The sequence below is a fragment of the Pseudomonas sp. TE3786 genome (assembly GCF_054057335.1).
Map to the genome: position 1 here is coordinate 1 of NZ_JBSRZF010000003.1, position 22,001 is coordinate 22,001.

Below are 22,001 nucleotides of genomic sequence, written 5' to 3' on the forward strand. Positions count from 1 at the left end.
TTTTGGTTGTTTTTGTTTGCATTTGGGGTCAAAACGTTAATGATTTTTTTTTTTTGTTTGGTGGGGATTAAGCCGATTTTTTTTAAAAACAAGGGCATCGCGGCTGAAGCCGCTCCTACGGTCGAGGTAGGGCTGGGCTTCAGCGGGTTTCGTTGAACAGCTCGCGGCCAATCAGCATGCGGCGGATTTCGCTGGTGCCGGCACCGATTTCGTAGAGCTTGGCGTCGCGCAGGAGGCGGCCGGTGGGGAATTCGTTGATATAGCCGTTGCCACCGAGAATCTGGATCGCATCCAGGGCCATCTGCGTAGCGCGCTCGGCGCTGTAGAGAATCACCCCGGCGGCGTCCTTGCGGGTGGTCTCGCCACGGTCGCAGGCATTGGCCACGGCATACAGGTAGGCGCGACTGGCGTTGAGCTGGGTGTACATATCGGCGACTTTGCCCTGGATCAGCTGGAATTCGCCGATGGCCTGGCCGAACTGTTTACGGTCGTGGATATAAGGAACCACCACGTCCATGCACGCCTGCATGATGCCGATGGGGCCGCCCGAGAGGACGACGCGCTCGTAGTCGAGGCCGCTCATCAGCACTTTCACGCCGCCATTGAGCACGCCGAGGATATTTTCTTCCGGCACTTCCACATCATCGAAAAACAGCTCGCAGGTGTTGGAGCCGCGCATGCCGAGCTTGTCGAATTTGCTGCTGCGGGAGAAACCTTTCCAGTCGCGCTCGACAATAAACGCAGTGATGCCGTGGGCGCCTTTTTCCAGATCGGTCTTGGCGTAGATCACGTAGGTGTTGGCGTCCGGGCCGTTGGTGATCCAGGTCTTGCTGCCGTTGAGCACGTAGTGGCCGCCGCGTTTGTCGGCGCGCAGCTTCATCGATACCACATCGGAACCGGCATTCGGCTCGCTCATGGCCAGGGCACCGATATGTTCGCCGCTGATCAGCTTGGGCAGGTACTTGGCTTTCTGGGCGGCCGTGCCGTTGCGGTTGATCTGGTTGACGCACAGGTTGGAGTGCGCGCCATAGGACAGGCCCACAGAGGCCGAACCCCGGCTGATTTCCTCGATGGCCACCACGTGGGCCAGGTAACCGAGGCCGGCGCCGCCGTATTCCTCGCTGACGGTGATGCCGAGCAGGCCCATGTCGCCGAACTTACGCCACATATCGGCGGGGAACAGGTTGTCGCTGTCGATGGCCGCTGCACGTGGTGCCAGTTCGGCGGCGACGAAGGCTTGCACCTGATCGCGCAGCATGTCGATGGTTTCGCCGAGGGCAAAGTTGAGGGAGGGATAGCTCATGGGGGGCACCTGCTGCTTGTTTTTGTTGGGTGTCGGCCTTGTGGGCCTGCCTTGAAGTCTTAGGCGGGAATCTGCGCCATAGCGGCCAGGCAGCGCTCTTCGGCGGTGTCCAGCTCCAGCTGCATCTGTTCGATATCGAGCAATTGCTGGCGCAGCTGTTCGCGGCGCTCGGCGATCTTGCGCATAAAGGTTTCTAGTTGTTTGTGGTTGCCGCTGGGGTCGTAGAGCTCGATCAGCTCGCGGCATTCAGCCAGGGAAAAACCGATGCGCTTGCCACGCAGAATCAGCTTCAGGGAGACCTTGTCGCGCGCCGAATAGATACGTTCCTGGCCGCGTCGCTCGGGGCTGAGCATGCCTTGTTCTTCGTAGAAGCGAATGGCCCGGGTGGTGATGTCCAGCTCGCGGGCAAGGTCGGAAATGCTGTAAGTGGTCGGCATGGGAAAACGCTCTAGGGGGTTCTTACCTTTACGTTAACGTAAAGCAGATTTCCCTACAGCGTCAAGGCGGGTTTTTCCGCTGTACCGCGCTTATTCGGTTGGACGGGGACTGGGTGGCGGCGGGTTGATACCCATGGACACATAGATACTGGTAAAGGCATCGACGCCGATGTTGGCCGGCTTGACCCATTCCACCGGCACATACAGCAAGCCGCCGCCAATCGGGATAGGCGCGGTGGGCACCAGCACGGCGTAGTAACGGCGGCCGTCGATATCGATGGGCTGCGGATTGGGCATCAGCGCCAGCACGGCCACACCATCACCGCCGAAAAAACACCAGACCGGGCTCATGGCGTTGATATCGGCGTCTTCTTTTTTCTCCAGCAGGGCCACGAAGCGATCGGCGAGGTTATACAGCTTGCCGAACAGCGGGATGCGCCGCAGGGTCACGTCGGTCAACCAGGCTAGCGGCTTGCGCAGACCCAGCTGAACGGCGAGGCCGAGTAGGTAAACGGCGATCACCAGCAATACCGTACCCAGGCCATAGGCGAGGTAGGTGTTGCTGGCAAAGGGTTGGCCCATGGCGGCAAACAGCTTGCCGATATAGGTGGACGGGCCGATCAGGCGATTGAGCAGGCTGACCACCCAGGTCAGCAGCATCAGGGTAAGGGTCAGCGGCAACAATACGATCAGCCCCGCCAGCCAGGTGGTCAGCAGGGAGTTAAAGCTTTTCTTAAGCATCGGGGGCTATCCAGATAATCAGCGGCGGCGGTCAAGCGATGGCTTTGAGGGTGAATACTTGAGTGATCTGTTGCAATTGGCCGTCCCACACATAACGCAGGTGCTCACCCTGCACCGGAATGCTGGCGGCCGGCGGGCGAAACAGCGCCGCGCATTCGCCTTCGGCGTGCCGCACGCTGCGGTACAGCAAGCCCCAGGAGCGCTGTTTGCGCCGCTCGGCAGCGAAACGTTGGGGCAGGGCATAGGCATCGGGATCAGGGTCGTACAGTTCTTCGAAGCCCTGGCGAATATCGTCCAGCGGCTGCACCACCTTGCACACATAAGTGCGCAGGGTCAGCTCCATACTCGGCTCGTGGGTGGCGCGCAGAAAGCGTTCGCGGTGGTAGCGGGTTTCGGCGATGGCGGTCTGCAGGGTGTTGCCGCAGTAGTACACGCCATATTGGCCGTCGGTGAAGCGACTTTTGGCACCGACATGGGTAAAGGCCGCCATCAATGGCGAGGCACCGGGGCCGCAGACGCGGTCTTCCGCTGCCACATGGCTAAGCAGGCCGGCTTCTTCGCGCAGGCGGTCGTTGGTCAGGCTTTCAATCAGAAAGGCTTGTTCGAGATCGGCGGGGTCCAGAACGTCCTCGAACACCGAAATCGGCGGAAAGGAGCTGGAAACGATGCGATAGGCCCGCATCCATGCAGGCAGAACTTGAGTCGGTTGTTTCAACCACGTACTCCATCCAGGTAGCGACGTACCACGGCAATATCCATCACGCTGCCGGCCAGCATTAACTGCAAGGCGCTCATACCGTTGAAAGGTGCTTCGCTGTTTGCCTTGCGAATCCATTCGTAGGTTGAGGGTTTGTCGCCGAACAGAATGCGCAGGGATTTATGGATGCCCATCAGATACGACACCCGTTCCAGGGTGTCGCGCGGCAAGCGGATTTCCGGCAGCTGGCGGTATTTGTACAGCGTGCTGCGGCCGATGGAGCCGAGCAGCACAGTCTGTTCTTCAACAGTGCAGTTCCATTTCTCCATCAGGTTGAAGAAAAACTTCAGCGCCACATGGCCCGCGTGAGCCGAGTCGAGATCAAGGGCAACGCTGTTGGATGGGCTGGCGAGTGACATGGCGGATCTCCACAAGTGGACTTGTAACTGACATTAGTCCATTTGTGGATCGAGCGCAAACCACCTCCGGCAGTGCCGCCGGGCTTCAGGCGTCCTGAGCACTGACCTGCTGGGCCAGCTCGATCATCTGCTCGCGCATCCAGCGGTTGGCTGGGTCCTGGTCGGTGCTTTCATGCCAGTACAGGTGGGTTTCCACGGCGGGCACTTCCACCGGCACACCGACGTAATGCAGGTCATGGCTGCGGGCAAAACGCTCGGGCACGGTCATGGCCATATCGGTTTTCTGCATCACCATCGAAGCCATCAGGTAGTGCTGCGAGCGCAGGGCGATCTTGCGCTGAATGCCCATCTTGCCGAGGGTCAGGTCGACATAACCGAGGCCACTGCGGCGGCTGGAAATATGGATATGGGTGAGCGACATGTACTCATCCAGGGTCAGTTTTTCCTTGGCCAGCGGGTGACCTTTGCGGATTGCGCAAACGTAGCGGTCAGACAGCAGTTTGACGTGGCGCACTTGCGGGTCGGTGTTCAGCGGCGCGTCGACGGCGAAGTCCAGGCGGCCGGCGGCCAGTTCCTTGGTGGTTTCGCGACGTTTCGACAGAAAGCTTTCGATCTGCACGGCCGGAGCCTGGCGGCGCAGACGCTGGAACAGCGGCGGCAGAATGATCTCCTCGGTGAGGTCGGTCATGCTGATGCGGTAGGTCTTGTTCGCTTGCAGGGGGTTGAAGGTGCGGCTTTCCTGTACGGAAACACGCAGCAGCGACAGGGCATTTCGCACTGGGCCGATGATGTTCTGCGCCATGGGGGTGGGTACCATGCCTTGCGCGGTACGGACGAACAGCGGGTCGTTAAAGGTCTCGCGCAGGCGGGCCAGGGCGTTGGAAACGGCGGGTTGGGTGATACCGACAATCTGCCCGGCACGGGTCAGGTTGGCCTCGGTATAGATGGCGTCGAAGACGATAAAGAGGTTCAGATCGACCTTGCTCAGATTCATTGCCAACGCGCTCCTGATCTTATTGGGATTGTTCTCAGTATCAGCCAATCATATATCGGTGATGAATGTTTATACACGCCGAGAATAGGTTAGATAAATCTTCATCGCTGATCTAGGATCTTTTCCAACCTCACCAACAGCCCGTCAGAAGGTGTCTCCGATGGATTTCGCTTATTCCCCCAAGGTTCAAGAACTGCGCGAACGCGTTACCGCATTCATGGACGCTTATGTCTATCCCGCCGAAGCGGTGTTCGAAGCTCAAGTGAACGAAGGTGATCGCTGGCAGCCGACCGCGATCATGGAAGAGCTGAAAGCCAAGGCCAAGGCCGAAGGCCTGTGGAACCTGTTTCTGCCGGAATCGAAACTGGGTGCCGGCCTGACCAATATGGAATACGCGCCGCTGGCCGAAATCATGGGCCGCTCGTTGCTGGGTTCCGAGCCGTTCAACTGCTCGGCACCGGACACCGGCAACATGGAAGTGTTGGTGCGTTACGCCAATGAAGAGCAGAAGAAACGCTACCTCGAGCCGCTGTTGGCGGGAGAAATTCGCTCTGCCTTCGCCATGACCGAGCCGGGGGTGGCCTCGTCTGACGCCACCAATATGGCCGCCCGTGCCGAACGCGTGGGTGATGAGTGGGTGATCAACGGCCGTAAATGGTGGACGTCGGGTGCTTGCGACCCGCGCTGCAAAATCATGATCTTTATGGGCTTGAGCAATCCTGACGGTCCGCGCCACCAGCAGCACTCGATGATTCTGGTTCCGACCGATGCTCCTGGTGTGAAAATTCTTCGTCCGCTGCCGGTCTTCGGCTACGACGACGCGCCACACGGCCATGCTGAAGTGCTGTTCGAAAACGTCCGCGTACCTTACGAAAACGTGTTGTTGGGTGAAGGCCGTGGCTTCGAAATCGCCCAGGGTCGCCTTGGCCCAGGCCGTATTCACCACTGCATGCGCTCCATCGGCATGGCCGAGCGCGCCCTGGAATTGATGTGCAAGCGTGCCGTTAGCCGTACTGCGTTCGGTAAGCCATTGGCGCGTCTGGGCGGCAACGTCGACATCATTGCCGACTCGCGGATGGAGATCGACATGGCGCGCCTGTTGACCCTGAAAGCGGCTTATATGATGGACACCGTCGGCAACAAAGTGGCCAAAAGTGAAATCGCCCAGATCAAAGTCGTGGCACCGAACGTGGCCCTGCGAGTGATTGATCGCGCCATTCAGATGCACGGCGGCGCTGGTGTTTCCAACGACACCCCGCTGGCCTATATGTACGCCATGCAGCGTACCCTGCGTCTGGCCGACGGCCCTGACGAAGTACACCGTGCCGCCATCGGCAAGTTTGAAATCGGCAAGCACATCCCCGCCGATATGCTGAAAAGTCACTAAGGCTAGAGCATGAAAAAACCCGCCCCGGTTAGCCGTGGCGGGTTTTTTTATTACTCGTCTTCACTACCGATAAAGAGCTGTGACGCAGAAGGGGCGGCCTTGCAGTAGGGCTCGCCGCTCAGCAGGCTGCGGCGTTTTCGCTCGCTTGCTCTGGCTCCTGAGTAGGCACCGTCGCATTCCATAAAGCACAACTCCATAACCGGGTGGCGCATACGCACGAATTCGGTGGGTCTGCCGGGTGGCACCAGCCTGGGTAGGTTATCGACGTGATCGAGGGGTTGCGTCGCCGGTTGCTGGTAGCCGGCGTTAGTGACGATGGAGTTTTCGACGATTGCCGCGTGCTCGGTTTGCGGACTCAGGGTGACGAACACCGCAGAGAAAATATGGCTGGGATAAATCCTGGGCGTCACCACTTCCTGGTAGGTATCGACATGCTGGGCATACAGCAGGTCTCTTAGAGTCGCCGCATCTACCTCGGTATAGGTCGGTCCATTCCGTCCCGCCTCAATGACTTGGCGAAACACCCCATATACGTCCAGGTAAGAGCTGTCAGGGCTTATCTCGTAAAGCCAGGTACCTCGTTCGCCTTCTCGACTGGCCAAGGGTTCGCGACCTCTGATTTCCATTTCAGCAAATTGCAGAGCGCTGTCGCTACGTCCTGAGGCCGATACCCACATCGACCTGCTGGCAGGCGCTTCTTCATTGCAGGAGTTGGCAAAAACATGGTCGAAGAGATTGGGCGATTGACCTTCACTGCTAAAGCCCTGGGAAAAAATCAGCGCCGGCGGGCGACTGTCTATGCGATAGACCCATTGGCCGGGTTGGGCCTGCGCCAGATTGTTGGCTGTTAACGCGGTTGCATAAACAGCCAGAAGCCCACGAAGTAATAAGCTGCGCATTTCGCCTCACCTCAATTGGCAATGAGCGGTCAGTGTCAGCGAGTGGGGCCGGCTTCCAATAGGCAACGTTTCCGTCTGGCGCAGTGATGCCGCGCGACGATCAACGGATTTTTCCACGAAATCGCCTGGTTTGTTGCAAGGGGGGAGGTACTGCAGTTGCCTGCTTGCTGGTAGCGGCAAGTGTCGGGCCTGCAGGTCTGCTGGGTTGGCAGTTTCAGTCGCGGTAGAACACCTGCACCAAGTGATAACCGAATTGGCTTTTTACCGGGCCATGCACGGTGCGCAGTTCCTTTTTGAAAATCACCTGGTCGATGGATTTCACCATCTGCCCCGGGCGTACTTCGCCCAGGTCGCCGCCTTTTTTGCCGGAAGGGCAGGTGGAGTATTTTTTTGCCAGCACATCGAACGCCTCGCCAGCGGCGATACGTTTTTTCAGTGCGGCGGCTTCGGCCTCGGTGTTCACCAGAATATGGCGGGCCATTGCTTTTGGCATGGGGAGTTCCTGTGTTTGTATGGGCTGGGTAAGGCAGGACGTTAACGAGGGTTTAGTTGAGTGCTCGGGCAAGGCCAAATGCAATCGCGCCGAATCCGCCAACCAGAAACATCGTGGTGCCGATAAACCATTGGATCATCGAGCCTTTCAGTCGAGTGATTTCGGTTGGGAAGTTGGTCACAGCCAGGCCGGTGGTGCCGACTTCGTTGATCAGGTCGGCCTTGGTGACCCTATGCAGGAGTGTGGTTTCGACCCGCGCCAAACGCTGCCGTATTTCAGGAAAGGCTTCCTCAAGCTTTGCCAGACGAATTGCCATGGCGTTTCCTCCAGGGGGTCATTGCCGGCAATTTTGCCACTGCGCACGAGATTGTCACGCCTGAGGACGGTTATCCGAGCTTTATGCATCGGGCAACGGGTGAGGCGAGGGGCTAGGTGTTTGTCCGTTGTATTCACTTTTTGCAGCCTTAGTCGCATTGCAGCGAGCGAGCTAAACGTTCGGGTGTCGGAATGTGCCACTATCGCCGCGTCGTCGAAATGACGCCAATTAGCTGGCGAGTCTTTCGCTCATCTTGACCTACCGTATTAGTTCCACCGACCCAAGGAGGCGTAGCCCATGGACTTGAACCCGATGCTGAAAATTCTGGCGACCCAGGATGGTTCAGATCTTTACCTGTCCACCGGGGCACCGCCCTGCGCCAAGTTCAATGGCGTACTCAAGCCGCTCAGTGCCGAGCCGTTGAAGTCGGGGGAGATCGCGGCGGTGGCCGATTCGATCATGGATTCGGCGCAGCGGGTCGAGTTCGAGAAGGAGCTGGAGATGAACCTGGCGATCTCTCTGGCCGGCATCGGTCGTTTCCGTATCAATATCTTTAAGCAGCGCAACGAAGTGTCGATCGTGGCGCGCAATATCAAGATGGATATCCCCAAGTTCGAAGACCTCAAACTGCCGGAAATCCTGCTGAAAACCGTGATGGAAAAACGCGGTCTGGTGTTGTTCGTTGGCGGTACCGGTTCGGGCAAATCCACCTCGCTGGCGGCACTGATCGACTACCGCAACCGCAATAGCGGCGGCCATATCATTACCATCGAAGATCCGGTGGAGTACGTGCACCGGCACAAGAAATCGATCATCAACCAGCGCGAAGTGGGGGTGGATACCCGCAGCTTTCACGCCGCGTTGAAAAACACCCTGCGCCAGGCACCGGACGTGATTCTGATTGGCGAGATCCGCGACCGCGAAACCATGGAGCACGCCCTGGCCTTTGCCGACACCGGCCACTTGGCGATTTCCACGCTGCATGCCAACAACGCCAACCAGGCGCTGGATCGCATCATTAACTTCTTCCCGGAAGAGCGCCGCCCGCAGCTGCTCAATGACCTGGGCAACAACCTCAAGGCCTTTGTTTCCCAGCGTTTGGTGAAAACCACCGACGGTAAGCGCCGTGCCGCCGTGGAGGTGTTGCTGGGGACGCCGACGGTGCGTGACCTGATCAAGCGCAGTGAGCTTAGCGAGATCAAGGAAATCATGGAGAAGTCGCGCAATCTGGGGATGCAGACCTTCGACCAGGCGTTGATCGAGCTGGTCAACGAGGGCGCTATCGATGAAGAAGAGGCGGTGAAGAACGCCGACTCGGCCAACAACGTGCGCCTGAAACTCAAGCTCTACCGCGAAACTCCGACTGCGCCCGCCGCGCCGGTTGCCGCACCTGTGGCACCGGTTGCCAAAGTGGCGGATGCCGGCGATTGGGGTATGGAGCTGACCCTGGAAGATATCGAGGAAGAAGCACCGCCACCGGAAGACCCGGGTCGTCGCGGGATTTAACGCGCGGGGTTCAGATAGCGGGCGGTGATGCGTTTGATACTGCCGTCCGCGCGCATCCCCTCGACCGCGCTGCGCAGTGCCTGTACCAGCTCCGCATCACAGCTCTTCGAGCAGGCCACATACATATCGGTGGTGGCCATTTCCGGGCTTTTCAGCAGTGCTTTGCTGGTGGTGCGCACCCAGTGATACTGGCCTTCGGGCACCGTGGTGAACCAAGCGTCGATGCGGTTCAGTTCAAGCAGTTTCAGCGGGTGATCGCCCAGGTGCAGGGAGTAGATCTGGTCGCTCTGAAAGCCATGGGCACGCAGGATTTCTTCCTGGGCGGTACCGATGCTGACGCCAACGCGGCGGTAGCGGGTACGGGCCTGCTCAAAGGTCTGCACCGGCTTATCGAAGGTGAAAAATGCCCGGGGCAGGGGGAGCACCGCGGCGGCCCAGGTGTATTTATCTTCCCGTTCCGGGGTGCGCGACAGCGGCACCAACAGCAGATTCTTGCCTTCGCGCACGCGTTTTTGCACCCGCAACCAGGGTTCGGTCTTGATCGTTACCTGATACCCCGCCCGTTTTAACGCTTCCAGCGCCACGTCGCCGATCATGCCGTGCCCCATGGGGTCCTGGGCGGCCGCCAGCGGCATCGCATCCGGAATATACAAGTCGACACTGGGCTGCTGGGCGAGGGCGCTGGAGGCGAGCAGTCCGAATAGCAGACTGGCAGGTATAAACCACATGGTGGATTCCGTCGGCAGGGGTGTGAGCAGTATAGGAGGTGCGCTGCGCTCACGTTTGTTGGGTTAAATTGACTGCTTGGAGTCGTTATGACTTCGGTATGCTTTGTGTCGTTTTGACTTATGTTGGTTCAAGCTGCTGTTTTATATGGAAATAAATCTTGGCACGCATCCTGATATTGATTGGCTACGGAAGCCAGAAACTTCCACCACTCAATTGGAGGATGGACCATGTTTACCTACCTGAACTCACCGAAAAACGTTCTGCATATCTCCAACCAACTGCTGGTCGGTGGCCTGGCGCTGCTGCTGGTGGGGGTGTTTGTGGCTTACGGCTACGAAGGCAGCCTGAATCTGCCCACTTTGGTGGCGGCCCACGCCGGCGTGATTCTCGGCCCGACCGCACTGAAGATCGGTTATGTGATGCGCCTGATCGCCCACTACAACCTGAAAAAATCGGCAGTGGCTATCGCCTACGCTAGCGCTTGAGCACCCCGTGACATGCGTAGCGGGCACGGCGCAGCGATGAGGTGACGGCAAGGATCAAGCGGGCGATGGCACCGCTACGATCAGATCCACCAACGCATCGGCGGTAGCCTGCAGGCGTTCGCTGTCGGGGTACAGGCGTTCGATCACGACAATTCCGCGGGTCAGGGTGACCAGCAGCCGAGCGGCGTCTTCGATCGGCAGGGCCAATGGTTCGCTGGCTTGGCGCAAGCGTTCGGCCAGCAGGTTTTCCAGGCCCGCGACCATCCCCCGCAGTACCTCGCGGATGGGCTCGGCACTGGCGTTTTCGTCCACGGTGGTTTTTGTCGACAGGCAGCCGCGCGCCGCTTCGCCGGATTTCATCGAGGCGATGGCAAAGGCAAAAAACGCCTTGAGGGCCTGGCGGGTATCGGTGGATTTCAGGGTTTCACTGGCGGCGGCGAGAAAGCCTTGCTGGTAGCGGACGAACACTGCGAGAAACAGTCCCTGCTTGTCGCCATAAGCGTTGTACAGCGAGCCGCGTTGCACGCCGGTGGCCTCCGCCAGTTCCGGCATGGAGGTCGCGCCGAAGCCTTTGCGCCAGAAAACTTCCAGCGCGCGCTCCAGGGTTTGTTCTTCATTGAATTGACGGATTCCGGCCATGGCGGCGATTTCAACCTTGTTTGACAGTGTTGTCAATATTGTCTTGACAGGCAGGCGGCAGCTCCTAACACTAGCAAGCATGACAGGTATGTCAAAGATGGCGCGGACAGCCGATCAGCCTTTTGCCAAGCGAGCCCAGTATGTCCAGTCAGTCCCGCATTACCACCGTCGCCGCCAATTCTCGCCAACCCAGCGTGATGCACGCCATCCTTGCCGGCCTGTGCGCCAGCCTGGTGGGCATTGGCCTGGCGCGGTTTGCCTACACACCGTTGATTCCGTCGCTGATCGAGGCGCAGTGGTTTGCCGCCAATGATGTGATGTACCTCGGTGCTGCCAATCTGGTCGGTTACTTGGCCGGCGCCCTCAGTGGTCGGCCCATGGCCCGGCAACTGAGCGCGCCCTGGACGTTACGGCTGATGATGGCGCTGGCTTCACTGGCGTTTCTGGCCTGTGCCTTTCCGCTGTCGGTGCTGTGGTTCTTTGTCTGGCGTTTCGTTTCCGGGCTGGCCGGCGGGGCGATCATGGTGCTGGCGGCAACCAATGTGCTGCCGTTTATTCCCGGTGCGCGCAAAGGTCTGGCGAGCGGGGCGATCTTCCTCGGCTTGGGCCTGGGAATCGCCGCTTCCGGCACGCTGGTGCCGCTGTTACTGCAGCTTGGTCTGCAGCAAGCCTGGATTGGTCTGGGCGTGCTGTCGGCGCTGCTGACGGCGGTCAGCTGGGCCGGTTGGCCCTCGTTGCCTGGCGCTGCGCCAGCGGTGGCGGCGGCGGGCAGTGCGGCAAAAACCTCGACGGCCATGAAGCTGCTGTATGCCCAGTACGCGCTGATGGCGGTGGCCCTGGTGCCGATGATGGTGTTTTTGGTGGACTACGTGGCGCGTGGCCTGCAATGGGGCGCGCATTGGGGTGCGGTGGTGTGGGTGGTATACGGCATTGGCGCGATTCTCGGGCCGATGGTCTACGGTGCCCTGGCCGACCGCATCGGTTTTGCCAGCACCAGCCGCCTGGTGCTGGGTGTGCAAGCCCTGGCCATTGTCTTGCTGGCGTTGAACCACAGTGTGCCGGCGCTGGTGATTGCAGTGCTGGTGATCGGTTCGTTTCCACCGGGCATCGTGCCGGTCAATCTGGGGCGGATCCAGCAGTTGCTACCGGGCGATCTAAGTGCTCAGAACCATGCCTGGAGCCGCGCCACTACGGCCTTTGCGCTGTTCCAGGCGTTGGCCGGCTACGCTTACTCCTACTTGTACGCGGCCAGCGGCGGCAATTACACCCTGTTGTTCGGGATTGGCGCTGCAGCGGTGCTGTTGGCCTTGCTGCTGGATGTTATGGGGCCTGCGGCGCGGCAGCGCGATTGACGGTGTTCATAAATTGAATTGCGTACAATTTAATCGTTAGCTATCTTGTTCGCCGTCCCCGTCACCCTCTTCGGAGTTACCGCTATGAGCGACACGCTTTTCAGTATTCCCGCCACCACTATCAAAGGTGAGCAAAAGACCCTGGCCGACTTCGGCGGCAAAGCCGTGCTGGTGGTCAATACCGCCAGCAAATGTGGCTTCACGCCGCAGTACAAAGGCCTGGAAGAGCTGTGGCAGACCTACAAGGATCAGGGGCTGGTGATTCTCGGTTTCCCCTGCAACCAGTTCGGCAAGCAGGAGCCAGGCAACGAAGGGGCGATTTCCGAGTTCTGCGAGCTGAACTACGGCGTGAGCTTTCCGCTGTTCAAGAAGATCGACGTCAATGGCAGCGACGCCCACCCGCTGTTCGTGCAGCTGAAAAAGCGCGCGCCGGGCCTGCTCGGTAGCCAGGGCGTGAAATGGAACTTCACCAAGTTTCTGATCGGTCAGGACGGTAAAGTGGTCAAGCGTTTTGCCCCCCTGACCAAGCCCGAAGAATTGACCAGCGAGATTGAAGCGCTGCTCAAGTGAGCCATTGCTAATGAGTCAACACCAAGTGCCGCCAGCGGCACCGCAACTGGACCCCGCCACCGCGCTGCAGCTCGATCAGCAGCTGTGTTTCAAGCTGTACGCCGCCTCGCGTGCGGTGATCCGTGGCTACAAGCCGATGCTGGATCAGTTGGGCCTGACCTACCCGCAATACCTGGCGATGCTGGTGTTGTGGGAGTGGCAGCAGGCGGCACCGGAGCAGCCAACGGTGAAGGCGCTGGGGGAGCGCTTGTTGCTGGATTCCGGCACCCTTACGCCGTTGCTCAAGCGCCTGGAGCAACTGGGGCTGCTGGTGCGTCAGCGCAGCGCCCGCGATGAGCGGGAGGTGCATCTGGCGCTGACGGCCGACGGGGCGGCGCTGAAAGCGCAGGTGCTGCCCCTCAAGCAGCAGTTGCTGTGTGCCAGTGGTTTCAATCTGGACGAACTCGATGGCCTGCGCGAGCAACTCGGCGGCCTGTTGGATCGTTTTATAGCAGCGCCGTAACCGGCAGCCACTGGCTGAGCAGGTGGATCAGCTCGTCGCGGCGGAAGGGTTTGGCCAGGTAGTCGTTCATGCCCGCCGTGGTGCAACGCTCGCGTTCATCCGGCAGGGCATTGGCGGTCAGGGCGATGATTGGCAGATCGGCCCAACGCGCCTGCTGGCGAATGCGCCGGGTCGCCTCGTAGCCATCCATCACCGGCATATTGCAGTCCATCAGGACCAGATCGATCTGCTCCTGCTCCAGCAACTCCAAAGCCTCGACACCATTGGTGGCCAGCACCACTTCGCAGCCGGCCTTGCTCAGCATGCCTTTGGCCACCAACTGATTGACCGGATTGTCCTCCACCAACAGCACGCGCTTCTGCCCCAGGGCAGTGGGTGCGCCCATGGCGGGCGCGCTGACGATGGGCTCGCCGCCCGGATCGAGGGCGCGTTGCAGGGCTTTGTGCAGGGCGGCGCGGGACAGCGGGCGGGGTAGCTGGACGATGGGTGCCAGGGTGCTCGCCTGCTCGCTGGGCAAGAAGCTGCCGTAGGCGCTGATAAACAGCACGGTGTGCTTGAAGTGCTCGCGCAGGGTGGCGAGGGTTTCGGCGCGATCAGTGATCACCAGGTCGGCGCTCAGCAGCGGCTTCGGGCTGCTGCTGTCCAGGCGCTGATAGGTGAGGCTCCAGTTCGGCAGCAAGTTGTCGAGCAAGTCGGCCAGGCCGCTCTGCGCACTGCACAGCGCCACCACACGGCCGTGCAGGGCGGGGAGCAGCGCCGGCGGTGCGGCGCTTTGCAGCGGCAGTTGTACGCAGAATTCACTGCCCGCGCCGAGTTTCGATTTCAGCGTCAGGGTGCCGCGCATGGCTTCGCACAGCTGGCGGGTCAGGGCCAGGCCGAGGCCGGTGCCGCCGTACTGCCGGGTAATGGTCGCGCCGGCCTGGGCGAAGGGTTGGAAGATTCGCGCCTGGGCGTCTTCGGCAATGCCGATGCCGCTGTCGGTCACGGTGATGCGCACGCCGGGGGCGGTGTAGCTGATGCGGATATCAACGCGCCCGCTATGGGTGAACTTCAGGGCGTTGGACAGCAGGTTACTGACCACCTGGCGCACCCGTGTGGGGTCGCCAAGCAGCAGGGCGGGCAGACGGTTGTCGATCAGGCAGGTCAATTCGACGTTGCTGGCGGCGTTCTGCGACAGCAGGTTGGCGGTGTCTTCCACCAGGGTGGCGAAATCGAAGGGAATCGACTCCAGCTCCAACTGCCCGGCCTCGAACTTGGACAGGTCGAGAATATCGTTGAGCAATTCCACCAGCACCTTGCCCGAGTTATGGGCAATGCCCAACTGCTGGCGCTGTTCGGCACTGAGGTGGCTGTCCAGGGTCAGCCCCAGCATGCCCAGCAGGCCATTGAGCGGGGTGCGAATTTCGTGGCTCATATTGGCCAGAAAAGTGGCGCGGGCCAGCGCCATCTGGTTGGCCTGGGCGCGGGCGGTTTCCAGTTCCTGATTGGACAGGGTCAGGCGGGTGTTGCTGGCTTTCAGCTCGTTGGTGCGCGCGGAAATGATGTTTTCCAGCTCGCCCAGGTATTGGGTCAGCTGGTCTTCGGCCTTGCGCCGGTGCTCGACTTCTTCCGAAAGGCTGGACAGCTGCTGATTGGTAACGTCCACCAGAATGCCGATTTCATCGTTTTCATGGCCGGCCGGGCAGGGCAGCTTTTGCCGGGTCGGGCGTCGCAGGTCGCGGGCACTGATGGCCTGGATCACATCGGTGAGCGGCTTGGTGAGCATGAAATAGAACACCACCAGCAAGATCATCGACAGCAGCAGGCTGTAGGCAAAGCCGCTGAGCAGGGTGACCAGGGAGCGGCGCAGGAAGTTGTTGCCAAAGGCGAAGGTATCCACCTCCAGGCGCAGCAGGCCGATGGTTTCCTGGGGCGAATGGCTGACGAACAGTGGGTCTTCGAAGTGCCGGCTCTGGCCAAACAGGCGGTCACTGAACAGCCGATACGGGCTGTCGATGCGCGGGCGTTTGGCGCTGGCCAGGCTGGTGCCGGTGTCATCGACTATTTGCGCGCTGGTCACGGCGGGCGAACGCAAAAGCCCGGCAACCAGTTCCTGGGCCAGTTCGGTGTCGATGTTGTAAGCAATGCGGGTCGCCGGGTTATGGCTGATCTCCAGCAATGCACGTATCTCGCGGTTGATCGAGGCGTCTTCGCTGGCATAATCGCTGCTCACCTGCAGTAGGCTGAGCAAGGTGCCGAGGATCAACGCCACGAGAACCGTCAGACTGGCCTGTTTGAACGACAGGCGATGGGTGAGCGTTATATCCATAGGGTAATGAGCCAGCCTCGTCTCTGAGCACCTGGCAAGCATAGCTGAATAGCGTTATCGCTTGCCGTGGAGGCATCGAGTTTTTCCCCTGTAAAGGAGTAAGTCGTGGACTCCCGTTTGAATGCCTTTCTGGAGCGTGCCGACGCGGTGTTGGCGCGGCTCGATCCATTGTTGCCATCCCTGCGTGTCGAGCTGGACTGGAACCACACTATCGCCGCCCGCTGGCACCGAGAGGGCCGTGGCGGCTACCTGCAGCCGCTGCAAGTCAGCCTCGACCTGCGGCTGACCGACCTGATCGGCGTCGACACCCAGCGTGATCACCTGGCGCGCAACACCCGTCAGTTCGTTGCCGGTCTGCCGGCCAACCACGCCTTGCTCTGGGGCGCCCGTGGTACTGGCAAGTCGTCGCTGGTTCGCGCGTTGCTGGCGGAGCTGGCAGGCGATGGTTTGCGCCTGATCGAGATCGAACGCGATTACCTGGCCGACCTGCCACGCATCGTCGAGCTGATCGCCAAGCTGCCGCAACGTTTTGTGCTGTTCTGCGATGACCTCTCGTTCGAAGCAGGCGAGGGCGACTACCGGGTGCTCAAGAGCGTGCTCGATGGCTCCCTGGAGCGGGCACCCGACAACGTGCTGCTGTACGCCACCTCCAACCGCCGCCACCTAGTGCCGGAAAAGGAGAGCGACAATCTCGACAGCAAGATGGTCAATGGCGAGCTGCACCCCAGCGAAGCGGTGGAAGACAAGATCGCCTTGTCGGACCGTTTTGGTCTGTGGCTGTCCTTCTATCCCTTTACCCAAGAGCATTTCCACGACGTGGTACGCCACTGGATCGGCGTGCTCGCCAAGCAATCCAACCTCGACTGGACCTGGAATGACGAACTCGGCGTGCTCGCCGCCCGTTATGCCACCAGTCGCGGCAACCGTAACGGCCGTTGTGCCTATCAGTTCGCCCGTAATTGGGTGGGCCTGCAATTACTGGAGAAACAGTCGTGATCGATCTACAGCAAACCGGTGCCGGGCTGCAAGGCTATGGCCTGCTGGCCGCGCAGCTTGAGGCGCTATTGGCCGACGAGCGTGATTTTGTCGCCAACGCCGCGCAGTTTTCGGCGTTTCTGTACACCCAGCTGGACGACCTCAACTGGGCCGGCTTCTACCTGAATAAACAGGAGCAGCTGGTGCTGGGTCCATTCCAGGGTCAAGTGGCCTGTGTACGTATTCCGTTCGGCAAGGGCGTGTGCGGCGCAGCGGCGAGCACCCTGCAGACCCAGCGGGTAGAGGACGTGCATGAGTTCCCCGGCCATATCGCCTGCGACAGCGCCTCCAACAGCGAGCTGGTGGTGCCCTTGGTGAAGGAAGGGCGGTTGATCGGCGTGCTGGATCTGGATAGCCCCAAGCTGGCGCGTTTCAGCGAGGCAGATCAGCAAGGTATCGAGAAGCTGGCAGCGATTTTTCTGCGGTTGACTGAGTGCTGAAATCGAGTCGAGCTTCGTTGCACTCAACCCAGCCTACGGCCTGGCGGGCGCGTAGGTTGGGTTGAGCCAAAGGCGAAGCCCCACCGTTTCAGCACGCACAAAAAAGCCCGGCATCGAGCCGGGCTTTTTTGTGCGTGCTGAGAAAGCCTCAGTCGTACATGTTCTTCTTCTTCCAATCGTCATCGCCATCCATGGATTTCAAGCCGTCGGTAAGCTCGTTGGCTTCGTCGAGCGCGGGCTTGGTGTTCTCCAGAACCATGGCATTGGCGCGGGCCAGCTGTTTTTCCAGAACGCTCAGAGGTGTCTGGTAGCGTTTGGCATCCGGTTGCTTGCGGATGTACTGCACGCCGCGCTCGAAGGCCAGGCGCGCATGGCCTGGCTGACCTTGTTGCAAGGCGTTCTGGCCGGCATTGGTGAACAGCTCGATATGCAGCTGCACCAGAATGTGCCGAACCTCTTGCAGCCATTGCTTGGCCTCGCCCTGGGGCAGATGGTTTTCCTGGGCGGCGCGGGTGATCAGGCCATGCAGGGTTTCCAGAGTCAGGCGCACTTCCTTGGCCTTGGCTTCGTTGCTGATCAATTGTGGCTGGTTGCGTACCGGGATGGCGTCGCCCTGGGCCACCAGGCTGCGTAGTTCCTCAACGCGCCCTTTGACGCTGTTCTGGCTCTTGTCGACCGCCAGCAGGCGTTCGGCGAATTGCAGCATCAAGCGGCTTAGCAGCAGCTTGAGGGCAGGGGCCATGAACTGGCCGGGGAGGGACTCCGATACGTCAGTGCAGCGACGAATACGATCGGCGAGGTCCGCCTTGAGCCGGGCCTTCTCCAGCTTATTGTTCTCTACCATATGGTTGATATAGCCGATCAGAAACAGCACCACGATGCCGGCTACTATCAGTAGAGTGATCACGAGTGGGGACACCTTTATAACCTCTCGACTGCTGGAGTTCTGCCGGAGTGTAGTGCCTATGTGCTATCGCGGATAGGCACCGGCCAACTTCTACGCAGAAGTCATTGATTTAAATTAATTTTCACTCAAGTGTTGACGACCTTCGAAAGGCTCCCTAGAATTCGCGCCACTTCGCAGCGTAAGGCAACAAGCAGACGCTTCGAAGGTTGGAAAATGTGCGTCATGCACAACCTGTGTCCCCTTCGTCTAGTGGCCTAGGACACCGCCCTTTCACGGCGGTAACAGGGGTTCGAGTCCCCTAGGGGACGCCATTTTCCAAGCAGTACGGTATAGATGCGGGAATAGCTCAGTTGGTAGAGCACGACCTTGCCAAGGTCGGGGTCGCGAGTTCGAGTCTCGTTTCCCGCTCCAAATTCAAAGGCAGTGCTGTAAAGCGTTGCTGGTAAAAAAGGTTGATGTCCCCTTCGTCTAGTGGCCTAGGACACCGCCCTTTCACGGCGGTAACAGGGGTTCGAGTCCCCTAGGGGACGCCACTTCAAGTTGTAGATGTACCGCGGGAATAGCTCAGTTGGTAGAGCACGACCTTGCCAAGGTCGGGGTCGCGAGTTCGAGTCTCGTTTCCCGCTCCAAATAAACAAAAACGCCGCTCATTGAGCGGCGTTTTTGTTTGCGCGGAAAAAGGCTCGCAACGCCGCCGATAAAAAAGCCCGCTTGGCCTGAATGCCGAGCGGGCTTTTTTGTGCGTTAGCGGTTTAGTGCTTGGCGCTTTCCTGCGGGATGGTGAGGAATTGCTTTTCGCGCTCCCAGTCGAAGGGTTCGTCGTTCTGCTCGGCTTCAAAGCGGCGCTCGTCGAGGGCCTGGAACAGGGTGATTTCTTCGTCGGGCATAAAGTGCAGGCAGTCGCCGCCGAAGAACCACAGCAGGTCGCGGGGCACCAAGTGGGCGATCTGCGGGTAGCGGTGGATCACCTGGCACATCAGGTCCTGGCCCAGGTACAGGCTTTGCTCCGGCTCTTGCGGCAGCAGGGTGAGCAGTTCGTCGAAGCGCTCCAGGAACAAGTAGTGGCTTTCTTCGGGAACCTGCTCGGCTTCGCCCAGTGCCACCAGAATGCTGCGCAAGTGCGCCAACAGGGCCAGGTGGTGATCGAGGTAGGGGCTGGACATGGACAGTTCCTCAGAAGCAAAAACGGGCGCGAAGTATAAAGGCCTCCGCGCCCATTGTCGTGTTGCTACCAGCGGGGCTGGTTAACGGATCTTGCCGCGCCCCAGCTTGAGGTCTTCCTTGGCGTAGTCATCCACGTCGATCACCCGACGCCGCGCCGCTTCCGCCTCACGCAGATTCTGCGCTTCTTCGGCTTGCAGCACGCCAGCCGCCACGGCCGCATCGATCAGGCTTTCGCCCGGCTTTGCGCTCAGACGACCTTCTTTCACCGCCACGTGCAGCTTTTTCGACAGCCCATGGCTGGCCCCCAGCAGGTTCACCGCATGCTGCAGCGCACCGACCGCATCGGTCGGCGCTTGCGGCCGGTAGCAGCCGGCCAGTACTGCTTCCAGCGCCGGGTCGCCGGCCGGGCGGCCGATGATGCCGGCGATCTCGGCATCCAGGGCATCCGATGGGCCCTTGTGCCGACGGCCAAACGGGAACACCAGCAAGCTCAGCACGCAGCCAAAGAAGCGGTTGGGGAAGTTGGCCAGCAGATTGGCCAGGGCGTCTTCGGCCTTGCCCAGGCTTTCTTCCAGGGCCCAGGCCACGGAAGGGCGCAGGTGCTCCGGGTAGTCGAGGTCGTGGTAGCGCTTGAGTGCGGCCGAGCCGAGGTACAGGTTGCTCAGCACATCGCCCAGGCGCGCCGACAAGCGTTCGCGGCGTTTCAGCTCGCCGCCCAGCAGCATCATGCTGAAGTCGGCGAGCATGGCGAAGGCAGCAGCCAGACGGTTGAGGGCGCGGAAATACGGCTGGCTGAAGTTGTCGCCCGGCACGCTGCCAAGTTTGCCGAAGGTCAGGCTGAGGATCAGGCTGCTGGCGGCGTTGCTGATGGCGAAACCAATGTGCTGTATCAGCAGTTCATCGAACTCCACCAGGGCCTGCTCACGGTCTTCGCGGCCGGCCAGGGCCATTTCCTTGAGTACATAGGGGTGGCAGCGAATTGCGCCCTGGCCAAAGATCATCAGATTGCGCGAAAGGATATTGGCGCCTTCCACCGTGATAAAGATCGGCGCGCCTTGCCAGGAGCGGCCCAGGTAATTGTTCGGGCCCATGATGATGCCCTTGCCGCCGTGCACATCCATAGCGTGGCTGATGCACTCGCGGCCGCGTTCGGTGAGGTGATACTTGAGGATCGCTGAGAGCACCGAGGGTTTTTCCCCGAGGTCCACCGCATTGGCGGTAAGAATGCGCGCGGCATCCATCATCCAGGCGTTGCCGCCAATCCGTGCCAGCGCTTCCTGAATGCCTTCAAAGGCTGCCAGCGGCACATTGAATTGTTCGCGCACCTGGCTGTACTGACCGGTGACCAGGCTGGTGTACTTGGCGGCACCGGTGCCGACTGCCGGCAGGGAAATCGAGCGGCCGACCGACAGGCAGTTCATCAGCATCATCCAGCCCTTGCCGAGCATGGCCTGGCCGCCAATCAGAAACTCCAGCGGAACAAACACGTCCTTACCGGAGTTGGGCCCGTTCATAAAGGCGGCACCCAGGGGCAGATGGCGACGGCCGATTTCTACCCCGGGGGTATCGGTGGGAATCAGCGCCAGGCTGATGCCCAGGTCTTCTTCGTCACCCAGCAGGTGATCAGGGTCATAGGCTTTGAAGGCCAGCCCCAGCAAGGTAGCCACCGGGCCCAGGGTGATATAGCGCTTTTCCCAGGTCAGACGCAGCCCGAGCACCTCTTCGCCATTCCACTGGCCTTTGCAGATGATGCCGACATCGGGCATGGCCCCGGCATCGGAGCCAGCCAGCGGGCCGGTGAGGGCAAAGCAGGGGATATCGTCGCCACGGGCCAGGCGCGGCAGGTAGTGCTGCCGCTGCTCATCGGTGCCGTAATGCAGTAACAGTTCGGCCGGGCCGAGGGAATTGGGCACCATCACCGTGGAGGCCAGATCGCCGCTGCGGGTGGCCAGTTTCATCGCCACTTGGGAGTGGGCATAGGCAGAAAAGCCTTTACCGCCGTACTCCTTGGGAATGATCAGGGCGAAGAAGCCGTGCTGTTTGATGTGCTGCCAGGCTTTTTCCGGCAGGTCCATCTGTTGGCCGATGTCCCAGTCGGTGACCATCGCGCAGAGTTCTTCAGTGGGGCCGTCGATAAAGGTCTGTTCTTCTTCCGTGAGCTGCGCCTTGGGATAGGCGAGCAAGGTGTCCCAATCCGGACGCCCGCTGAACAGATGGCCGTCCCACCACACGGTACCGGCCTCGATAGCATCCTTCTCGGTTTCCGACATTGGCGGCAGCACCTTCTGGAACCAGGCGAACAGCGGCGCAGTGAAGAGCTTGCGGCGCAGTTCCGGCAATACCAGCGGCACGGTGATGGCGATCAGCAGCAGCCAGAGAATGGCCATCAGCCAAGTGGGTGCATGGCCATAAATACCCATCAGCACCAAGTAAACGGCGGTGATGCCAAGGGCAGGAAGGGGAGAGATGCGACGGTGGGCAAGTACTGCCACACCCACAACCAGAACCAGTAACCAGACAGCGAGCATGCAAATTCCTCCATGAGACGGCAGGCCGGGAACCAACCGCGTAAGCGTAGTTGGCGCTGGCGAGAAGAGCGCCGAGCTTGGCCTTATCGTCGTGAGCGCGGTCGATGGGGTGTCGTTAGACTGAGCCTGGCACCACCCGCAAGCCCTCTG

General features: G+C 60.2%; 23 protein-coding genes and 4 tRNA genes. 12 read left to right on the forward strand and 15 right to left on the reverse strand.

All coding sequences use genetic code 11. The features are described 5' to 3' along the window. Positions 1–139 precede the first annotated feature (139 nt). From ACVW0Y_RS04375 to ACVW0Y_RS04400, 6 genes are all read right to left on the reverse strand, one after another. Entirely contained in the window at positions 140–1,303 is a 1,164-nt protein-coding gene (locus ACVW0Y_RS04375; RefSeq protein WP_457436337.1) for an isovaleryl-CoA dehydrogenase, read from the reverse strand. Between the two features lie 59 nt (positions 1,304–1,362). After that, positions 1,363–1,740, reverse strand: a complete 378-nt coding sequence (locus tag ACVW0Y_RS04380) for a MerR family transcriptional regulator (RefSeq protein WP_457436338.1) — start codon at positions 1,738–1,740, stop codon at positions 1,363–1,365. Between the two features lie 90 nt (positions 1,741–1,830). Next, positions 1,831–2,481, reverse strand: coding sequence for a DUF502 domain-containing protein (locus ACVW0Y_RS04385; protein WP_457436339.1), 651 nt, complete (start codon positions 2,479–2,481; stop codon positions 1,831–1,833). Positions 2,482–2,512: 31 nt separating this feature from the next. Further along, on the reverse strand, positions 2,513–3,163 hold the full coding sequence (locus tag ACVW0Y_RS04390; protein ID WP_457436769.1) for an RES family NAD+ phosphorylase: 651 nt from the start codon (positions 3,161–3,163) through the stop codon (positions 2,513–2,515). A 29-nt stretch (positions 3,164–3,192) separates the two neighbouring features. Then, positions 3,193–3,597, reverse strand: a complete 405-nt coding sequence (locus ACVW0Y_RS04395; RefSeq protein ID WP_457436341.1) for an MbcA/ParS/Xre antitoxin family protein — start codon at positions 3,595–3,597, stop codon at positions 3,193–3,195. 85 nt (positions 3,598–3,682) lie between these two features. Further along, a complete protein-coding gene (locus ACVW0Y_RS04400; RefSeq protein ID WP_457436343.1) occupies positions 3,683–4,591 on the reverse strand; it encodes a LysR family transcriptional regulator in 909 nt (302 codons plus the stop codon). Between the two features lie 160 nt (positions 4,592–4,751). On the opposite strand from ACVW0Y_RS04400, the gene ACVW0Y_RS04405 reads away from it, so the two are divergent. Beyond that, positions 4,752–5,978, forward strand: a complete 1,227-nt coding sequence (locus ACVW0Y_RS04405; protein ID WP_457436344.1) for an acyl-CoA dehydrogenase — start codon at positions 4,752–4,754, stop codon at positions 5,976–5,978. A gap of 50 nt (positions 5,979–6,028) precedes the next feature. On the opposite strand, the gene ACVW0Y_RS04410 is transcribed toward ACVW0Y_RS04405, so the two are convergent. The 3 genes from ACVW0Y_RS04410 to ACVW0Y_RS04420 all read right to left on the reverse strand — a co-directional run bounded on the left by ACVW0Y_RS04410 (position 6,029) and on the right by ACVW0Y_RS04420 (position 7,686). Further along, positions 6,029–6,877 (reverse strand): hypothetical protein, encoded by an 849-nt coding sequence (locus tag ACVW0Y_RS04410; RefSeq protein WP_457436345.1) that lies wholly within the window; start codon positions 6,875–6,877, stop codon positions 6,029–6,031. A gap of 214 nt (positions 6,878–7,091) precedes the next feature. Continuing rightward, positions 7,092–7,370, reverse strand: a complete 279-nt coding sequence (locus tag ACVW0Y_RS04415; RefSeq protein WP_457436346.1) for a peptidylprolyl isomerase — start codon at positions 7,368–7,370, stop codon at positions 7,092–7,094. Between the two features lie 52 nt (positions 7,371–7,422). Continuing rightward, entirely contained in the window at positions 7,423–7,686 is a 264-nt protein-coding gene (locus tag ACVW0Y_RS04420; RefSeq protein ID WP_457436347.1) for a hypothetical protein, read from the reverse strand. A 297-nt stretch (positions 7,687–7,983) separates the two neighbouring features. Here ACVW0Y_RS04420 and ACVW0Y_RS04425 point away from each other — a divergent pair, with 297 nt between their 5' ends. Continuing rightward, positions 7,984–9,192, forward strand: coding sequence for a PilT/PilU family type 4a pilus ATPase (locus ACVW0Y_RS04425; RefSeq protein WP_457436349.1), 1,209 nt, complete (start codon positions 7,984–7,986; stop codon positions 9,190–9,192). Here ACVW0Y_RS04425 and ACVW0Y_RS04430 read toward each other — a convergent pair. After that, a complete protein-coding gene (locus ACVW0Y_RS04430) occupies positions 9,189–9,920 on the reverse strand; it encodes a substrate-binding periplasmic protein (protein ID WP_457436351.1) in 732 nt (243 codons plus the stop codon). The genes ACVW0Y_RS04425 and ACVW0Y_RS04430 overlap by 4 nt on opposite strands. 228 nt (positions 9,921–10,148) lie before the next feature. Between ACVW0Y_RS04430 and ACVW0Y_RS04435 the strand changes: the two genes are divergently transcribed. Further along, entirely contained in the window at positions 10,149–10,406 is a 258-nt protein-coding gene (locus tag ACVW0Y_RS04435) for a transmembrane sensor/regulator PpyR (RefSeq protein ID WP_457436352.1), read from the forward strand. A gap of 54 nt (positions 10,407–10,460) precedes the next feature. Here ACVW0Y_RS04435 and ACVW0Y_RS04440 read toward each other — a convergent pair whose 3' ends face one another. Continuing rightward, positions 10,461–11,045 carry a TetR/AcrR family transcriptional regulator gene (locus ACVW0Y_RS04440; protein WP_457436353.1) on the reverse strand — a complete coding sequence of 195 codons (585 nt, stop codon included), beginning with the start codon at positions 11,043–11,045 and terminating at the stop codon, positions 10,461–10,463. Between the two features lie 140 nt (positions 11,046–11,185). Between ACVW0Y_RS04440 and ACVW0Y_RS04445 the strand changes: the two genes are divergently transcribed. From ACVW0Y_RS04445 to ACVW0Y_RS04455, 3 genes are all read left to right on the forward strand, one after another. Then, positions 11,186–12,397 (forward strand): YbfB/YjiJ family MFS transporter, encoded by a 1,212-nt coding sequence (locus ACVW0Y_RS04445; protein ID WP_457436354.1) that lies wholly within the window; start codon positions 11,186–11,188, stop codon positions 12,395–12,397. 84 nt (positions 12,398–12,481) lie between these two features. After that, positions 12,482–12,967 carry a glutathione peroxidase gene (locus tag ACVW0Y_RS04450; protein WP_457436355.1) on the forward strand — a complete coding sequence of 162 codons (486 nt, stop codon included), beginning with the start codon at positions 12,482–12,484 and terminating at the stop codon, positions 12,965–12,967. Between the two features lie 10 nt (positions 12,968–12,977). After that, on the forward strand, positions 12,978–13,469 hold the full coding sequence (locus ACVW0Y_RS04455; RefSeq protein WP_457436357.1) for a MarR family winged helix-turn-helix transcriptional regulator: 492 nt from the start codon (positions 12,978–12,980) through the stop codon (positions 13,467–13,469). Here the strand turns inward: ACVW0Y_RS04455 and ACVW0Y_RS04460 are convergent. Next, entirely contained in the window at positions 13,453–15,819 is a 2,367-nt protein-coding gene (locus ACVW0Y_RS04460; RefSeq protein WP_457436358.1) for a response regulator, read from the reverse strand. The two genes, ACVW0Y_RS04455 and ACVW0Y_RS04460, sit on opposite strands and share 17 nt — an antisense overlap. Before the next feature lie 63 nt (positions 15,820–15,882). Between ACVW0Y_RS04460 and ACVW0Y_RS04465 the strand changes: the two genes are divergently transcribed. Beyond that, positions 15,883–16,773, forward strand: coding sequence for an ATP-binding protein (locus tag ACVW0Y_RS04465; RefSeq protein ID WP_457436360.1), 891 nt, complete (start codon positions 15,883–15,885; stop codon positions 16,771–16,773). Beyond that, positions 16,770–17,252, forward strand: a complete 483-nt coding sequence (locus ACVW0Y_RS04470; protein WP_457436362.1) for a GAF domain-containing protein — start codon at positions 16,770–16,772, stop codon at positions 17,250–17,252. Before ACVW0Y_RS04465 ends, ACVW0Y_RS04470 begins: the two co-directional genes overlap by 4 nt. Positions 17,253–17,400: 148 nt before the next feature. Here the strand turns inward: ACVW0Y_RS04470 and ACVW0Y_RS04475 are convergent, their stop codons facing one another. Beyond that, positions 17,401–18,171, reverse strand: coding sequence for a hypothetical protein (locus ACVW0Y_RS04475; protein ID WP_457436363.1), 771 nt, complete (start codon positions 18,169–18,171; stop codon positions 17,401–17,403). A 223-nt stretch (positions 18,172–18,394) separates the two neighbouring features. On the opposite strand from ACVW0Y_RS04475, the gene ACVW0Y_RS04480 reads away from it, so the two are divergent. The 4 genes from ACVW0Y_RS04480 (at position 18,395) to ACVW0Y_RS04495 (ending at position 18,788) form a co-directional block, all read left to right on the forward strand. Then, positions 18,395–18,470 (forward strand) — tRNA-Glu (locus ACVW0Y_RS04480). Positions 18,471–18,494: 24 nt separating this feature from the next. Beyond that, positions 18,495–18,570: transfer RNA gene (locus ACVW0Y_RS04485), tRNA-Gly, on the forward strand. Between the two features lie 46 nt (positions 18,571–18,616). Beyond that, positions 18,617–18,692 (forward strand) — tRNA-Glu (locus ACVW0Y_RS04490). 20 nt (positions 18,693–18,712) lie between these two features. Beyond that, positions 18,713–18,788, forward strand: a tRNA-Gly gene (locus ACVW0Y_RS04495). 123 nt (positions 18,789–18,911) lie between these two features. On the opposite strand, the gene ACVW0Y_RS04500 is transcribed toward ACVW0Y_RS04495, so the two are convergent. Together ACVW0Y_RS04500 and ACVW0Y_RS04505 are read right to left on the reverse strand one after the other, a co-directional pair. Beyond that, positions 18,912–19,322 carry a PA2817 family protein gene (locus ACVW0Y_RS04500; protein ID WP_457436364.1) on the reverse strand — a complete coding sequence of 137 codons (411 nt, stop codon included), beginning with the start codon at positions 19,320–19,322 and terminating at the stop codon, positions 18,912–18,914. A gap of 81 nt (positions 19,323–19,403) precedes the next feature. Beyond that, positions 19,404–21,851 (reverse strand): acyl-CoA dehydrogenase, encoded by a 2,448-nt coding sequence (locus ACVW0Y_RS04505; protein WP_457436366.1) that lies wholly within the window; start codon positions 21,849–21,851, stop codon positions 19,404–19,406. Between the last annotated feature and the right edge of the window lie 150 nt (positions 21,852–22,001).

Excerpts from the sequence above, each read along its gene's own strand:
- ACVW0Y_RS04375 (WP_457436337.1), bottom strand. The coding sequence starts at position 1,303 with ATGAGCTATCCCTCCCTCAACTTTGCCCTCGGCGAAACCATCGACATG.
- ACVW0Y_RS04380 (WP_457436338.1), bottom strand. The coding sequence starts at position 1,740 with ATGCCGACCACTTACAGCATTTCCGACCTTGCCCGCGAGCTGGACATC.
- ACVW0Y_RS04385 (WP_457436339.1), bottom strand. The coding sequence starts at position 2,481 with ATGCTTAAGAAAAGCTTTAACTCCCTGCTGACCACCTGGCTGGCGGGG.
- ACVW0Y_RS04390 (WP_457436769.1), bottom strand. The coding sequence starts at position 3,163 with ATGCGGGCCTATCGCATCGTTTCCAGCTCCTTTCCGCCGATTTCGGTG.
- ACVW0Y_RS04395 (WP_457436341.1), bottom strand. The coding sequence starts at position 3,597 with ATGTCACTCGCCAGCCCATCCAACAGCGTTGCCCTTGATCTCGACTCG.
- ACVW0Y_RS04400 (WP_457436343.1), bottom strand. The coding sequence starts at position 4,591 with ATGAATCTGAGCAAGGTCGATCTGAACCTCTTTATCGTCTTCGACGCC.
- ACVW0Y_RS04405 (WP_457436344.1), top strand. The coding sequence starts at position 4,752 with ATGGATTTCGCTTATTCCCCCAAGGTTCAAGAACTGCGCGAACGCGTT.
- ACVW0Y_RS04410 (WP_457436345.1), bottom strand. The coding sequence starts at position 6,877 with ATGCGCAGCTTATTACTTCGTGGGCTTCTGGCTGTTTATGCAACCGCG.
- ACVW0Y_RS04415 (WP_457436346.1), bottom strand. The coding sequence starts at position 7,370 with ATGCCAAAAGCAATGGCCCGCCATATTCTGGTGAACACCGAGGCCGAA.
- ACVW0Y_RS04420 (WP_457436347.1), bottom strand. The coding sequence starts at position 7,686 with ATGGCAATTCGTCTGGCAAAGCTTGAGGAAGCCTTTCCTGAAATACGG.
- ACVW0Y_RS04425 (WP_457436349.1), top strand. The coding sequence starts at position 7,984 with ATGGACTTGAACCCGATGCTGAAAATTCTGGCGACCCAGGATGGTTCA.
- ACVW0Y_RS04430 (WP_457436351.1), bottom strand. The coding sequence starts at position 9,920 with ATGTGGTTTATACCTGCCAGTCTGCTATTCGGACTGCTCGCCTCCAGC.
- ACVW0Y_RS04435 (WP_457436352.1), top strand. The coding sequence starts at position 10,149 with ATGTTTACCTACCTGAACTCACCGAAAAACGTTCTGCATATCTCCAAC.
- ACVW0Y_RS04440 (WP_457436353.1), bottom strand. The coding sequence starts at position 11,045 with ATGGCCGGAATCCGTCAATTCAATGAAGAACAAACCCTGGAGCGCGCG.
- ACVW0Y_RS04445 (WP_457436354.1), top strand. The coding sequence starts at position 11,186 with ATGTCCAGTCAGTCCCGCATTACCACCGTCGCCGCCAATTCTCGCCAA.
- ACVW0Y_RS04450 (WP_457436355.1), top strand. The coding sequence starts at position 12,482 with ATGAGCGACACGCTTTTCAGTATTCCCGCCACCACTATCAAAGGTGAG.
- ACVW0Y_RS04455 (WP_457436357.1), top strand. The coding sequence starts at position 12,978 with ATGAGTCAACACCAAGTGCCGCCAGCGGCACCGCAACTGGACCCCGCC.
- ACVW0Y_RS04460 (WP_457436358.1), bottom strand. The coding sequence starts at position 15,819 with ATGCTTGCCAGGTGCTCAGAGACGAGGCTGGCTCATTACCCTATGGAT.
- ACVW0Y_RS04500 (WP_457436364.1), bottom strand. The coding sequence starts at position 19,322 with ATGTCCAGCCCCTACCTCGATCACCACCTGGCCCTGTTGGCGCACTTG.
- ACVW0Y_RS04505 (WP_457436366.1), bottom strand. The coding sequence starts at position 21,851 with ATGCTCGCTGTCTGGTTACTGGTTCTGGTTGTGGGTGTGGCAGTACTT.